This is a genomic window from Cohnella mopanensis, from assembly GCF_022352055.1.
Taxonomy (GTDB): Bacteria; Bacillota; Bacilli; order Paenibacillales; family Paenibacillaceae; genus Cohnella; species Cohnella mopanensis.
Map to the genome: position 1 here is coordinate 485,769 of NZ_JAKRWM010000006.1, position 15,096 is coordinate 500,864.

Sequence of the window (15,096 nt, forward strand, 5' to 3'; positions counted from 1 at the left end):
GGTTTTTGTCCTCTTTATATGGCATTTTGGAGATTATGAATAGGTTATACCGTTTGAATGCCCCTTCCTCCCGCTGCCCATAAGGCACTTCAAAGTGCCTTAACCACAATATAGTGGCGTCTTATCACCGATCGGATCATCGTTTATGGTTAAGTCATGGAAATCATTTCGTTGAAAATGTTGAGTTCGCTCAATCAGCACACTTCCCCTTGTATGATGATCTTTATTTTTATGCAATTAACTCCACATTAACATATCCGTATAAAAAACCTCTGCGTCATTCGACGCAGAGGCCATAGAGTGATTCGGATTGTAACTAAGTTACGGCTTGGATGAGTGTGCTGCCGCCTGGATGGCTCCGTAAGCCCAATGCGTTGCCGGAACGTCTTTGTAGAGCGGCTCGCCGCCCGCCGTCTGTTCAAGGCCGATTAGCCTATTGATCAGCACGACCGCTTCCGCTCGGCTGAGCGCTTGAGACGGGCGGAAGGTTCCGTCCTTGAACCCCGTCAAAATGCCGGCCGCGCTGACTTCGACGATTGCGGTGTTCGCCCAATGACCTGCAATGTCCGTGAAGCTCTCCGAGGCATTGCGCGCGCCACCTTCGTAGATCACTGCGGCTATGACCGCGATCTCCGCGCGAGTTATCGGTTTGTTCGGCATAAAGTCGCCGTTCGGCGAGCCTTTCATTAAACCGAGCTTTACGACCTTATCTATCGCTTCGCTAGCCCAGCTCGTTGCAGCAACATCCTTAAAGGTTATCGCGGTTTGCGTTGGTTCGCGTTGGATGACCTTAGCCAGTATCGCCGCCAGCTCTGCCCGGGTAATGCTCGCCTCCGGCTTAAAGACACCGCTTGCGTAGCCTTTAATATAGGGCAAAGTAATGTTTTTCTTAGCTTTAGCTATACGGAGCTCGCGCCAACCCTCTACCTGTACGATGGCGAACGTACTGAACTTGTTCACTTCGAACGTCAGGCCTTTAGCGGTTTGACTCGGGAGAAGCCATTCCTGCGTGCCATCGCTATGCTCCACATAGATACCCGTGTCACCAAGCTTCTGCTCGCTTAATTTGTCGCTGCCAATAGGAAGCGTCAACATCACTTTACGATTTTGGAAATTCGTCTCGATCGCCACCGGAAGGCCGATTGGCTTCAGAGCGCCCTTGCCTGCCTCATCTCTAAGCTTAGTATTCCCATCTGCTCGTCGCTTGATCTCGTCCTGCTTTAACTTTGCACGAATCGGCGTGATCTTCAACGTGATCGCTTCTTTGAAGCCCTTGAGAGAGCTTGCAGGCATCCGAACTTCGACGCTGTTCGTTACGATAATTAGCTCAAGATTATTAGCCGCTAGCATGGTAACCACATCCAGCGGAATCATTACATTGAGTTCATCCTCGATATCTTTGTCATCGGGAATGATCAAGCGTAGTTCCCCTGTACCCTTCAATCGTTCAACCCACTGGGAAGTCGCATCCTTCTTGATTTCCAGCTTATCTGTTGCGCGTCCGTTTAAATCAATTGTTCTACTTAACGGTAGAGTACCGAGAACAACGCCTCCGCTCTCCACGCTCAGTTGCACGGTTATCTGCTGGGATGAAGATCCTCCTCCCCCTCCGCCGCTAGGTTGGATAACGATCTTCTTCGCTTCGAAAGCCGTGACCGCTGCGTTCAGCGCTACCACTGCAACATCGACTTGCGCCTGCGTCGCACTAGCATTGTTCGCCACTGTCTTCGCTGCCGTAATCGCTACATTTAGAATCGTTCTCGAGCCGACCGGGTATTGGCCGTTCCCTGTTCCTTCTACCGCCGCCCCATAAGTGGCTTGCGCAGCGGAAATGGCGTTAGTAAGGGTTCCTTTGTCTACGACCACGACTCCACTTATCACCTTCGCCTCGAACTCCACCACTGCTGCGTTCAGCGCAACCACTGCCGCATCTACTTGCACTTTCGTAGCCGCAATATCGTCCGCCACTGCCCAAGCCTCGTCTATAGCATCTTGCAAGACTTCCTTCGCCCCCGTAGGATACTGCCCGTTAGCCCCCCCTACGGTTGCCGCATCATGCTTCCCTTGAGCGGATACGAGAAGCGCCGCTAACGCCGCGCCTATTTTCTTGCCATCAAACTCGGCTATCGCCGCGGTCAAAGTAACGGTCGCCGCGTCGACTTCTTGCTGAGTGACGTTTACCTTAATGCTAACCTGGAAAGCGGAAAATGCGGCAGCCTGCAGCGTAGCCATCGCCCCAGCCTCGTACTGCCCGATAAGATTACCTTCGCTAGATGACATATATTTTGCCATCGCCTCGCCAACCTTCGCGATAAGCGCGCTCATATCCGCGACGATCTTACGACTATCGAACACATTTACCGCGTCAATCATCATGGAGATAAGTGGATTCACCTCGGCTTGAGTCGCATCGGGATTATCCCGTACGGCTACCGCGATGTTGATCGCGTTTTGCAGATCGGCTTTCGAGCCAATTTCATACTCCCCGATTGACTGGCCCTCAACGGCATTATTCACTTTTTCCCGAGCGGAATCGATCCAAGATTCCAGAAGGCTCTTGTCCACGAACGCAGGTACGTCCACTTCCGTTCTGGCGCTCTCAAGCAAATTGGCCGTTATATCCTGAACCGTCACGTAAATCTTAGAGCCTGGAATCCCCGCGGCGATCGTCACCACCAAACTGCCCGTCGCGGCGCCTTGCGTTGCGGTACCGATCCTATTACCGCCGGTCGGCACGTCATAGACGTTAACTACCGCTAGTAACGGAACTCCTTGTATCGTTACGGAGTCTGCCCCGCTCGCTTGATTTTTAACTTGGACATCTTCCGGCAATAGCGCCGAAGTTCTCGGCCTCGTAACGGTAACGGCGATCGTCGCTGTTACCCGATGACTGTTTCCATCTTCGACCTCTACGGTTACGGTTGCGTTTCCGGGACTAACGGGATCAATCCGCAACAAGCGGTCCACATCGACGGTGGCTTCCGCAACGCTGTTATCGCTTGAAGTCGCTCCGCTAAGAGTCATGTCATCTTCGTCCAGATCCGTTGCCAAATCTTCAGCCGAATAGTAAGCTCTGTCTCCCCCTACTTCCAGAGTTACGGACAAGCCGCTTTTTGCGACGGGAGGTAGGTTATTATAGAAAGCTAAATTCGAAAACGTATACTCGTCGTCCACAATTGCATCTATCCGTGCCGCCAAATAGGCAGTACTAGCCGTCGTCTCGATCGGCGGAAGCTTGATTTCATTGCCTTCGGCCGTATCGGACATTTCCAACGTATAGGAAGTGCCGCCCGTCAACGCCTCTCCAACCGGAAGGTACAAGTACAAATGGTTTGCGGTGGGCACGACAACCCGCGGCTGAATAGAACCTGCACCGCTCCGAATCTTGAAATCAGCAGCAACGATGTTGCCGTTAGATAGAGTCGTCGTATTCCCCGAATCTTTGGGGAAAGCAATCTCGATATTATTAGCCCCGCTCCGAGAAGGCGTAAAGGTAACGATAGGATCTCCGGCTTTTAATTCGTAACCCGTTTTATTCGGCCATCTTACTGCCGGAGGAGCCTGGAATAAACCTGTGGACGTATTAGTTAACTCAATCTCTTCCGTCCCCAGCGGATATCCCGCTTGATTCTTCACCGGGGTCGTTCCGCCGGGATCAAACCTTATCTTCACGACGTCCGTGTTTACGACCCGGTTTTTGAGCAGGATCAACACATTATCATTCGCCTGAGACGGGGCGACGAACAGGATGTCGGCCGGCGCTCCATTGACCGTGACCATGAAATGACTGTTCTGAAAATTAAAAAGCGGTTCCACGACCAACCCCTCGGTGAACCCGAATCCGATCGCATCATTGTGGATCACTGGATCCTTGATATGCGGCGCCCTGTCGAGCAGAATTCGGGATATCTGGTTAAGCATGTATCCGTCGAGGTAGCTTACTCGATAGTAGATGTAGTAGAATCCATCTTCGCTTAGCGCGTTAAGTTGCTCCCTATCGAAATCAGCGATGAAGATTCCTTTATCTATCTCGAGGTCATCCATAAAGCGTATCCCGGATAGAGGAGGTGTTACCCATACAGGATTTTGAGACGCATCCATATATTTTCCGTCTCTAGCCCTCTGGATCTGATAGGTTGCACTAACTAGAGGATTGCCTACAGGAGCGGATGCCAGAAGCTTCAAACCATTTAATTGACTAACCATCTCCCCATTGGGTGGAGTCGTACTTATGATTTCCGCTATCGGCCCAGCCGCGCTAACTTTACCTCCTGCAGGAACGACAAGCCCCGCAGCCATTGCCGCAAAGAGCATAAGCGCGAGGAACCTGTTGCCTGCAACTTTAATCGCTTTTCTTCCGAACATTTTTCTACCTCTTCCCCTATTTAAAATGATACGAAATGCCTCGATACGACAAATACTAGCAAGCATCACTCCCAAAATTCTCACAAGATCGGCGAACATGCGGAAACCTTCGTCAAGCACGCAAAAAAAGAGACGGAATGTCTCCCGTCTCCCTTCGCCACTCCTTATTCAATTACTCAGATGATAGATAGGCCTGCGGCCATCTCTCGCAAACGCTCCGACGGAGCGATGCCGAGCTCCCGCTCCAGCAATTTGGCGTATTTGTCATAATGGCTTCGAAACAGCCCCGATTCCCCGTTTTCCGAATACAAACCGAGAAGTGCCGCATTCATATCTTCGTCGAACGGCTCGTTAGACAAGTACGCACGCAACATTTCCTTCATGGACGCTCCATTGCCCGTTCCTCGATAATAGGCAACCAGCATTCGCGCCAAAGACCCGTACAGCTCGGTCAATTCTGCCGCAATACCCGTGCTCCAGACGTAATCTTTGCTGCCGAATACCGTACCCGCATAGATACGAAAGTGCTTTTCGCCCTCGACCGCGCTCCGTTGGTCAATGGCTTTCGTTCGCGCCATGAATTCCCGGAAAACTCCTAAATCCGATAAGGCAACGGGCATCTGAATGCGATAGCCGTCGTTCACGTTCGCAACATCTGCATCGACGTTCGCCTCCTTGAGCGCTTTCTTCAAGCGATAGACGGTGTTGTGGACGTTATGCAAAGCCCGCTCTTCCTCAAGGTCCGGCCACAGCAGGTCCGCAAGCTGCCATTTCCCCGTCACGCGGTTCGGATACGCGAGCAAGTAAGCGAACAATTCTTCCGTCTTCCGAGTCGGCCAGCCGATCAGCGCTCCATCCGCCCTCCTTGTTTCGAACGTTCCGAAACAGCGAACCGTGGGATCCTCCGGTGGCGCGACGTTCGTCAGAACGGACCGAAGCGCATGGTTCTTGCTTAGGCGGGAAACAACCCTTTCGATCGCATCCGGCGTGACCGGCTTCAGCAAATAATCGACCGCGTTCACCCGGAACGCCTCCAACGCGTATTGAGGGTATGCCGTCGTAAATACGATTTGCAGATGGTCGTCCATTGCCTTCAGCTTGTCCGCGAGCTCGATGCCTCCCATCCTTGGCATCTCTACGTCGAGGAAAGCGGCATCGGGCTTGATCTCATCATAAGCTTCCAATGCCGCCGATGCGCTCGTGAACGTTCCAGCGACCGTTAACAATGGATGCTGCCCAACCAATCTTTCCATTAGATCCAGTATCGGCTTCTCATCTTCCACGATCATGACCCGCATGATGCCCACCTCCTCCTATTGCCACTCTTCAGCCAGCGGCCTGATCCGTTTCATCTTCCTTGGGCAGGAATACAGTTACCTTCGTTCCCCGTTCCAGAGCGGAGTCGAAAGCAATGCTTGCTCCCGTCATCGCCAACAGTCGCCTTCTCACGTTCGTCATGCCGATTCCCGCGCCGTCCGGCCGATCCCCCGTATTTAACTGATACACGATGTCATCCGCCATTCCGACTCCATCATCCATGATGTCGAACCGGACATATCCATTTCCATCCGTAATCGATAGCGAGACCGTACCCGGACCTTCTTTCTCGAACAAGCCATGCCGGATCGCGTTTTCTACGATCGGTTGAATGCTCAGCGACGGAATCCGCAGATTTTCTACCCCTGGGTCCGCATGAAGTTTGAACTCGAAACGCTCTCCGAACCGGGCTTTCTCGATCTCGACGTAAGCTTGAATCAGCTCCAATTCCATGCTCAGAGGCACCGTCATGGTATGGTGGTCCCGTTCGAATACGAAGCGCAAGTAACGGCTTAGCATCGACAACAAATACGCAGCCTTCTCTCCGTCCGTATAACAAAATGAAATAATGCTACTGATCGCGTTATATAGAAAATGCGGTTTAATCTGCGCTTGCAGGAATGCCATCTCGTTCTTAATCGCTTGGTCCATCGACGACTTCATCGACAACAGCGTGCGCACCCGGGCAGTCAACGTCTTCGAATCGAACGGCTTGGCGATAAAATCGTTCCCCCCCGACTTGAAGCATAACTCGATGTCGTGCAATGCGTCCTTGACGGTCGCAAACAGAATGGGCAAGTCGATGATCGAACGGGTTTCCCGAACGATACGGCACAGGTCGATTCCGGACATCTCCGGCATCATGACGTCTAAGATGACCAGATCGATTCGAGGATACTCCTTGAGCTTGCGAAGGGCTTCCTTCGCCGAAAAAGCCGTAATCACGTTATGGCTCTCGCCAAGCAAATTCAGCAAAATACGAATATTGGATGCCTCGTCATCCACGATTAGTATCGTATGTTCGTAACGCTCGTCCACGATATCTAGATTCGTACGCGTTACGGCAACCTCTCTATAAGCCTCCTCGAACGTCTCATCTTGTTCATCAGATATCCCCTCGGCTTTAACCGCCGGCAGCGTGAACGTCATTCTCGTTCCTTGTCCCGGTATCGAACGCTCAACCGCGATTGCCCCGCCCATTCTCTCGACCAGTTGGCGACTAATGTAGAGTCCGAGCCCCATTCCTGTATATCCGTCGTGCGGCAATGGCCGTTCCGCTTGCTCGAAATATCCGAAGATCGCCTCGTGGCTTTCCTCCGGAATGCCGACTCCTGTGTCTTCGACGGAGATGGAGTACTTGTCTCCCTCCTCATGAGCGGAAATCTCGATCACTCCGGTCTCCGTATGTTTAATCGCATTATGAATTAAGTTATATAGTACTTGCCGAACCCTGTTCTCATCCGCCTTGACCAAGGTGCGCGGCGCAATCAGGTTGCTCCAACGAACTTCTTTGCCCGTCAGCTCGAACTCCAGCACCTGGAACACCGTCTGGGCTAGGACGTGAACGTCCAGTACCGATTGGTGCAATCGCAAATCTCCATGCTTCATTTGTACGACATCTACAAGATCGTTCACGAGCGCCGATAGCTTAGTAGAAGTATCTTGTATAAGCGATAGCTCGCTGCGTTGCTTATCCGTTAGTTGTCCGGCCTTCTCCTCCAGAAGATACGAAGCTATATTCTGAATGCCATGAAGCGGCGTCTTCAGCTCGTGGGAAGTATTCGCCAGGAATTCGTCCTTCAGTTGATCCCGGAGAATCAGTTTGTCGGTTAACTTCTCTGTCTGCTCCATAGCATGGGCAAGCCTTAGCGCTAATAAGGTATTGACGAACGCAATGATCGCGATCATCGCGATTCTGCGTCCTACGTCCGTCTCCACCCAGCCCAGCGAAAAGAACAAGCCGAAGAGCAAGATCGATACTATCGCCAACATCATTCCGCACAGCAGGGCGATCTCCTTGCGATTCAATAGCTCGCCATCCTGCTTGACATACAATCGCGCAATCCGATAGACATAGACCACGACCACTAGCAACGCATAATCCCACTGCAGGTTGCCAATGGACTGATATAAGGAATAGGGCAATACGACGACAAGGAGCAAATACAATCCGATCGGAGCGACCATGCAATAGAGAAGCTTCTTTCCAATCAACTTACGATCCAAGTGATGCAAGAAAAATCCGAGGATTACGATATTAGTGAATCCGCCGATATCATATACCTTATAAGCCACCTCGAAAGGTATCCACGAGCATAGCTGGAGCAACAGTTTGTCCCCGCTCATGCTCAGCAAGACTAACATCGACAAAAAATATAAACCGCTGTACAGGTAAGCTTTATCCTTTCTCCGCATCACATAGATACTAAGATGGTACCCGCCGAATAATAGGAGAATGAATATCCCAGACAGCTCGGTCCCGAAGATCACATGACCCGAGCGGATCATTTCCTTTTGCAACCCGAACTGGATATCGTCGATTCCTCCGCCTATCGGATACGTAAAATCGGCAACTTGAAGGATAATCTCCATCTCTTTCCCATCCACTCGAAAGAAAGTCGTGTAGGGAGTATTTCCAGGCTCGTAGCTCTCTGCGCTTGCCGAGGGATTCCCCTCGCTTCCAAGTATATCGCCGTTCACATACAACTTGTGCGACATCATGATGTTCGTTATCTTAATCCCGTAATTTTCGTTCTCATCTTTCAGCTTAACCTTAAGACGATACGTCCCGTAATCCGCCGCACCCGCTTCATCGAAAGGCTTACCACCGTACCATGCGTTCGGAACGTTCGAGTACATAGGCTGCTCCGCGATTCCCATGAGAAAATTGTTCGGCGTAAGCAGCCGATCCCTGTAGAACTCCCACTCCCCGTCGAGATTAACGATAGACTTACCTTGATCGCTAAACTCCCATCCGCTTAGATCAAGCACGCCTTGGACCGCGACAGGGGCTTCCTTGCTCGGCATTGTGTATTGGTAAATTCCGAGCAAGACTGTGATAGCCACGAGCGGAATAAACGTAATCGCGGCTATTCGATTAAAATATCTCATCCCGCTCCTTAATACTCTCATCCCGTACCCCCGGCTTTCATTTTCCATCAGCATACATACGCTCGCTCACAAGAATCTCCCAAGCTCTTTTTTACAGTACCATAGAATTTTAAGGAATGAATATGCTTATCTAAACGCGACTGCATTTCCCTTATTCAAACATTTCTCTTGGACCTGGAACAACTTTCCACCGGTTTACGTCGTATTATTGATGACAACCACTCGGAAAGGATTGAAAGTAGAAATGGAACAATCTACAGAAACATTGAAACCTACTCCGACAACCCCGCTCAGAAATAACAAAAAACGACGAAAAATCATTCTATATAGCGCCCTTGGCGTATTTCTTATTATTGCGTCATACGTGATCTACTATTTTTATTCTCTCTATTCTATCGCGGATCAAATCTATATCAGTCCCAAAGAATACCAGGCAACCGCGCCGATTCCTACGGATGGAAGCAGTCCCGCCCCCGCAGCCCTTGAGCCGCCCGAATGGGTCGGGGACGAACGGATTAACATCCTACTGCTCGGGGGCGACTCGCGCGGAGTTAAATCCAGCTCCAAACCCCGCTCGGATACGATGATGATCGCTTCCATCGATCCCGTCGATAAGAGCACGCATTTGTTCTCTCTCTTGCGGGACACCTACGTCGAAATACCGCACCACGGCTCGAACCGTCTTAACGCGGCGATTACGATGGGCGGACCACTGCTCTCGATGGAGACTGTACATAATCTGATCGATCTGCCTATCCACTATTACGTGTATACGGATTTCGAAGGCTTCATCTCTTTGATCGACGAGCTTGGCGGCATCGATTTTGAAGTGGATAAGGACATGAAACGAGTCGACAAACAGGATGATCCGAGATATAACATCAAGCTGGAAAAGGGAATGCAGCACTTAGACGGCCTAACCGCGTTGCAATATGTGCGCTACCGAAGCGATGCCATGTCCGACTTCGCCCGCTCCGATCGCCAACGGAGATTCCTGTCCGCCATTGCGACCAAATTACAGAGCACAACCTCGCTATTGAGGCTGCCTCAATTGCTCGGCGGAGTTGCTCCTTATATCGAGACAAACATTCCTCCCGGCGACATGATCAAGCTGGCGCGGCTAGGGATGAAGCTGGATACGAGCCAATTGACGGGAATCCAAATTCCGCAGATGGGCGCGTTTAAGGACGCAAGAATTAACGATATGGAAGTGCTTGTCCCCGATGAAGAGAAGATTAAGAGTTATGTGAAGGAACAGCTCGCAAACTAATGTAACGGGTTCGTTCAAGGCACTTTTTTGGCCTTCGTGCGGACAATGCGAACGTGGCAGCCTCGTTTAACAAATAAAAAAAAGAACGGACCGCGCATAAGCGCAGGGTCCGTCCTTCTTGTTGTCGTGATGACTGACTAAGTTGTTGTGTTGTGTGGATGATACTGGTGCTAAAGTTGATACTTGTGACGCTATGGATTACTTCAGGTTGCTAAGGTTGTAGAACGCTGCTTTGCCGCCGTATTTCGCAGTGGAGCCCAAGCGATCTTCGATGCGAAGCAATTGGTTGTATTTCGCAACGCGGTCCGTACGGGACGGAGCGCCTGTTTTGATTTGACCAGCGTTAGTCGCAACAGCGATGTCCGCAATCGTGCTGTCTTCGGACTCACCGGAACGGTGAGAGATAACAGCCGTGTAACCAGCGCGTTTCGCCATTTCGATTGCGTCGAAAGTTTCAGTAAGCGATCCGATTTGGTTAACTTTAACGAGGATGGAGTTACCCACGCCTTGTTTGATTCCGTCGGACAGACGCTCAGTGTTCGTTACGAACAGATCGTCGCCAACGAGTTGTACTTTGCCGCCCAATTTCTCGGTAAGCAATTTCCAACCAGCCCAATCGTCTTCGGAGCAACCATCTTCGATGGAGATGATTGGGTATTTGTCTACCCAGCTAGCAAGAAGGTCAACGAACTCAGCAGGAGTAAAGGACTTGCCTTCGCCTGAAAGGTGGTATTTGCCGTCTTTGAAGAACTCAGTAGAAGCGACATCCATACCCAAGAATACATCAACGCCAGCTTTGTAGCCTGCTTTTTCGATAGCTTCCATGATTGTGGAAAGTGCTTCTTCGTTCGAACCAAGGTTAGGAGCAAATCCGCCTTCGTCGCCGACTGCAGTGTTCAAGCCTTTTGCTTTCAATACGCCTTTCAGCGCGTGGAAAATTTCAGTTCCCATGCGAAGAGCTTCGGAGAACGTAGCTGCACCGATTGGAAGAACCATGAATTCTTGAACATCGATGTTGTTATCGGCATGTTCGCCACCGTTAACGATGTTCATCATAGGTACTGGAAGCGTCTTAGCGTTGAATCCGCCAAGGTAAGTGTACAATGGCACATCCAGAGCTTCTGCAGCTGCACGTGCAACAGCCATAGATACAGCAAGGATCGCGTTAGCGCCCAGCTTAGCTTTGTTAGGAGTACCGTCGAGCTCGATCATTTTGTGGTCGATTTCGACTTGGTCAAGCGCATCGTATCCGATGATTTCCGGAGCGATGATCATGTTTACGTTCTCAACGGCTTTCAGTACGCCTTTACCCAGGTAACGGCTTTTGTCGCCATCGCGAAGCTCAACCGCTTCGTAAGCACCGGTAGAAGCACCGGATGGTACGATAGCGCTGCCGAGCACGCCGGATTCCAAACGAACTTCGACTTCAACGGTAGGGTTACCGCGGGAGTCCAACACTTCACGTGCATAAACATCAGTAATGATCGTCATGAAGAACACTCCTTTAATTAAATTAAATTTTTACTTAGTTAATCAGCGTCTTGCCTGTCATTTGCTCCGGCTGCGGAAGCTGCAGCAGCGTTAAGAGCGTTGGAGCTACATCCGCTAGAATACCGCCTTCGCGTAGCGCATGTCCAGCTTGCGTCACGATACAAGGAACCGGATTCGTCGTGTGCGCCGTGAACGGACGCTCGTTATCGTCAATGACCATGTCTGCATTGCCGTGATCGGCAATAATAACGCAAACTCCGCCTTTGGCCGTAACCGCATCGACCACTTTGCCCAAGCATTCATCCGTCGCTTCTACCGCTTTGATCGTCGGCTCAAGCATACCCGAGTGACCTACCATATCCGCATTAGCGAAGTTAAGAATGATAGCATCATGGTTATCCGCTTCGATTTCCTTCACCAGCGTTTCCGTAACCTCGTAGATGCTCATCTCCGGCTGCAGGTCATAAGTAGCAACCTTAGGCGAATTGATGAGGATACGGGTTTCGCCCTCGAGAACATGATCGCGTCCGCCGCTGAAGAAGAAAGTAACGTGAGGATACTTTTCCGTCTCGGCGATTCTGAGCTGCTTTTTCCCGTGTTGCACGAGAACTTCACCTAAGGTGTTGTCCAACTCCTTAGGCTTATACGCAACAAACCCGCCAACGGTTTCCGCAAAAAGCGTCATGCAAACGAAATACAGGTTTTTCGGAAGACCCGCTCCGCGGTCGAACCCGCGAAAATCTTCGTTAGTGAACACGTTGGACAGTTGAATTGCGCGATCCGGACGGAAGTTGAAGAAGATAACCGCATCTTCGGACTCAACGAGTCCAACCGGTTTTCCATCTGCTCCCACGATTACTGTCGGCATGACGAACTCGTCATATACCGACTTCTCGTAAGATTCTTTAACAGCCGCAACCGGATCAACAGCCGTTGGGCCATCTCCATAAACCATGGCACGGTAGGATTTCTCCGTCCGTTCCCACCGTTTGTCCCGATCCATCGCGTAGTAACGGCCTTGAATCGTAGCGACCTTGCCGATGCCGAGCTCTTCGATCTTGCCTTGCAACTGGGTCAAATAGCCAACCGCGCTATCCGGCGATACATCCCGACCATCCAAGAATGCGTGGATATAAACCTGCTCCAACCCTTGTTTCTTAGCCAGCTCCAAGAGAGCGAACAAATGAGCGATGTGGCTATGTACGCCCCCATCGGACAACAAACCGTACAAGTGCAATTTCTTATTGTTATCCTTCGCGTGCTTAACCGCGCCGACTAACGTGGAGTTGTCATAGAAATCCTCATCGCGAATCGATTTGGAAATCCGAGTCAAATCCTGATAGACGATACGGCCAGCGCCGATGTTCAAATGCCCGACCTCGGAATTTCCCATCTGGCCTTCCGGAAGTCCAACCGCTTCCCCGCAAGCCGTTAAGGTCGTATGGGGGAAAGTGCTCCAATACTTGTCGAAGTTAGGTTTCTTGGCTTGAGCCACGGCGTTGCCGTGAGAGCTTTCGCGAAGACCGAAACCGTCGAGAATAATAAGCGCAACCGGTTTGGGAGCTGCCATATTACTTCGCCCCTTCTACTAACGCCACGTAGGAAGCCGGCTCAAGGCTAGCGCCGCCTACCAAAGCGCCATCGATATCGGATTGGCCCATGTACTCGGCTACCGTGTTCGGTTTAACGCTTCCGCCGTATTGAATACGAACCTTGTCAGCGACTTCAGCGCCGAATTGTGCTGCAACAACGCCACGGATGTAGCTAGTCACTTCGTTCGCGTCTTCGGAAGTCGAAGATTTACCCGTTCCGATTGCCCAGATTGGCTCATAAGCGATTACCGTTGCTGCCGCTTGTTCAGCAGTCAATCCTGCCAATCCGCCCTCGGTTTGAACGCGTACAACTTCTTTCGTTTGGCCAGCTTCGCGCTCTTCGAGCTTCTCGCCAACGCAGACGATTGGAGTCAAGCCGTGACGGAATGCCGCGTGGGCTTTCTTGTTCACGATCTCGTCCGTTTCCACAAAATATTGACGGCGCTCCGAGTGACCGATAATGACGTAATGAACGCCCAGGTCTTTCAGCATAACTCCGCTGATCTCGCCAGTGAACGCGCCATTGTCTTCGAAGTGCAGGTTTTGCGCGCCGACTTTGATCGTCGTGCCTTTAACCGCTTCAACCAATGCAGGCAGTGCCGTGAACGGAGCGCAAATTACGCTCTCAACTCCGGAAACCTCAGCCTTGCCTTTCACTTCGGCAACGAAAGCAGTCGCTTCGCCAGCCGTTTTGAACATTTTCCAGTTACCCGCAATAATCGGTGTTCTGCTCATATGTGTCACCTCTATTTGTCGTTAAGAGCTACAACGCCCGGAAGGACTTTGCCTTCCATGAATTCCAGCGATGCGCCGCCACCCGTGGAAATGTGGTTCATTTGGTCAGCCAACTTGAACTTCTCAGCCGCAGCCGCGGAATCTCCGCCGCCGATTACAGTGTAAGCATCCGTAGTTGCGCAAGCTTGCGCAACCGCGCGAGTTCCGTGGGAGAACGGCTCGATTTCGAATACGCCCATCGGTCCGTTCCACACGACCAATTTGGAGTTTTTGATAACGTCCGCATAAATTTCGCGAGTTTTCGGTCCGATGTCGATACCTTCCCAATCCGCCGGGATACCGTCAGTATCGACGATCCGCGTGTTCGCAGTAGCGCTGAAGCCGTCAGCCACAACGATATCTACAGGCAGGTAGAAGTTTTTGCCGAGCTGCTTCGCTTTCTCGATGAATCCGAGGGATTGCTCCAGCTTGGAATTGTCGAGAAGGGATTGGCCGATTTCTTTGCCTTGCGCTTTAAGGAACGTATAGGAAAGTCCGCCGCCGATGATAATATTGTCCGCGATCTCGATCATTTTATTGATGACATCGATTTTATCTTTAACCTTGGAACCGCCCACGATCGCCGTGAAAGGACGCTCCGGATTGTTCAAAGCTTTGCCGAGTACGTCTAGCTCTTTCTCCATCAGCAAACCGGATACAGCCGGGATATGATGAGCGATGCCTTCCGTAGAAGCGTGAGCACGGTGAGCCGCGCCGAACGCGTCGTTCACGAACAGATCCGCCAATGCGGCGAAAGCTTTGGCCAATTCGGAATCATTGCTTTCTTCGCCTGGGTGAAAGCGAACATTCTCCAGCAAGAGCACATCGCCGTCTTTCAGCGCGTCTACTTTCGCTTGTACGCTTGCGCCTACGACTTCATCCGCTTTGTTGACTTGTTTGCCCAGAAGATCGGACAGACGAGCAGCAACCGGAGTCAAACGCAATTCTTCTACAACTTCGCCTTTCGGACGTCCCAAGTGGCTAGCGAGAATGACTTTCGCGCCTTTCTCGATCAAATACTTGATCGTTGGCAACGTTTCGCGAATACGCGTGTCATCCGTAATTGCGCCGTTTTCTAGAGGCACGTTGAAATCAACCCGGACAAATACCTTTTTCCCTGCAACATCGACGTCTCTTACGCTTTTCTTGTTCAAGAGTCAAACCTCCTCGGGTGGC

The 15,096-nt window shown here is 51.2% G+C and carries 8 protein-coding genes; 1 reads left to right on the top strand and 7 read right to left on the bottom strand.

Going from position 1 to position 15,096, the window contains the following annotated elements; translation table 11 throughout:
* Positions 1 to 321: 321 nt before the first annotated feature.
* From L3D05_RS12805 to L3D05_RS12815, 3 genes are all read right to left on the bottom strand, one after another.
* Positions 322 to 4,365 carry an S-layer homology domain-containing protein gene (locus tag L3D05_RS12805; protein WP_239616433.1) on the bottom strand — a complete coding sequence of 1,348 codons (4,044 nt, stop codon included), beginning with the start codon at positions 4,363 to 4,365 and terminating at the stop codon, positions 322 to 324.
* A 176-nt stretch (positions 4,366 to 4,541) separates the two neighbouring features.
* A complete protein-coding gene (locus L3D05_RS12810) occupies positions 4,542 to 5,663 on the bottom strand; it encodes a response regulator (protein ID WP_239616434.1) in 1,122 nt (373 codons plus the stop codon).
* A 28-nt stretch (positions 5,664 to 5,691) separates the two neighbouring features.
* A complete protein-coding gene (locus tag L3D05_RS12815; RefSeq protein ID WP_239616435.1) occupies positions 5,692 to 8,814 on the bottom strand; it encodes a hybrid sensor histidine kinase/response regulator in 3,123 nt (1,040 codons plus the stop codon).
* 223 nt (positions 8,815 to 9,037) lie between these two features.
* Between L3D05_RS12815 and L3D05_RS12820 the strand changes: the two genes are divergently transcribed.
* Positions 9,038 to 10,063 (top strand): LCP family protein, encoded by a 1,026-nt coding sequence (locus tag L3D05_RS12820; RefSeq protein WP_239616436.1) that lies wholly within the window; start codon positions 9,038 to 9,040, stop codon positions 10,061 to 10,063.
* A 198-nt stretch (positions 10,064 to 10,261) separates the two neighbouring features.
* Here the strand turns inward: L3D05_RS12820 and eno are convergent, their stop codons facing one another.
* The 4 genes from eno to L3D05_RS12840 are packed head-to-tail and all read right to left on the bottom strand — an operon-like array spanning position 10,262 to position 15,074.
* Positions 10,262 to 11,554 (bottom strand): phosphopyruvate hydratase, encoded by a 1,293-nt coding sequence (gene eno / locus L3D05_RS12825; RefSeq protein WP_239616437.1) that lies wholly within the window; start codon positions 11,552 to 11,554, stop codon positions 10,262 to 10,264.
* 34 nt (positions 11,555 to 11,588) lie between these two features.
* Positions 11,589 to 13,124: a 2,3-bisphosphoglycerate-independent phosphoglycerate mutase gene (gpmI, locus tag L3D05_RS12830; RefSeq protein WP_239616438.1), complete on the bottom strand. Its 1,536-nt coding sequence runs from the start codon at positions 13,122 to 13,124 to the stop codon at positions 11,589 to 11,591.
* 1 nt (position 13,125) lies between these two features.
* On the bottom strand, positions 13,126 to 13,881 hold the full coding sequence (tpiA, locus tag L3D05_RS12835; protein ID WP_239616439.1) for a triose-phosphate isomerase: 756 nt from the start codon (positions 13,879 to 13,881) through the stop codon (positions 13,126 to 13,128).
* A gap of 11 nt (positions 13,882 to 13,892) precedes the next feature.
* A complete protein-coding gene (locus L3D05_RS12840; protein ID WP_239616440.1) occupies positions 13,893 to 15,074 on the bottom strand; it encodes a phosphoglycerate kinase in 1,182 nt (393 codons plus the stop codon).
* Positions 15,075 to 15,096 lie beyond the last annotated feature (22 nt).

Bases quoted from the DNA above. Each gene is read 5' to 3' on its own strand.
- gpmI (WP_239616438.1), bottom strand. From the start codon at position 13,124: ATGGCAGCTCCCAAACCGGTTGCGCTTATTATTCTCGACGGTTTCGGT.
- eno (WP_239616437.1), bottom strand. From the start codon at position 11,554: ATGACGATCATTACTGATGTTTATGCACGTGAAGTGTTGGACTCCCGC.
- L3D05_RS12810 (WP_239616434.1), bottom strand. From the start codon at position 5,663: ATGCGGGTCATGATCGTGGAAGATGAGAAGCCGATACTGGATCTAATG.
- L3D05_RS12820 (WP_239616436.1), top strand. From the start codon at position 9,038: ATGGAACAATCTACAGAAACATTGAAACCTACTCCGACAACCCCGCTC.
- tpiA (WP_239616439.1), bottom strand. From the start codon at position 13,881: ATGAGCAGAACACCGATTATTGCGGGTAACTGGAAAATGTTCAAAACG.
- L3D05_RS12815 (WP_239616435.1), bottom strand. From the start codon at position 8,814: ATGAGAGTATTAAGGAGCGGGATGAGATATTTTAATCGAATAGCCGCG.
- L3D05_RS12805 (WP_239616433.1), bottom strand. From the start codon at position 4,365: ATGTTCGGAAGAAAAGCGATTAAAGTTGCAGGCAACAGGTTCCTCGCG.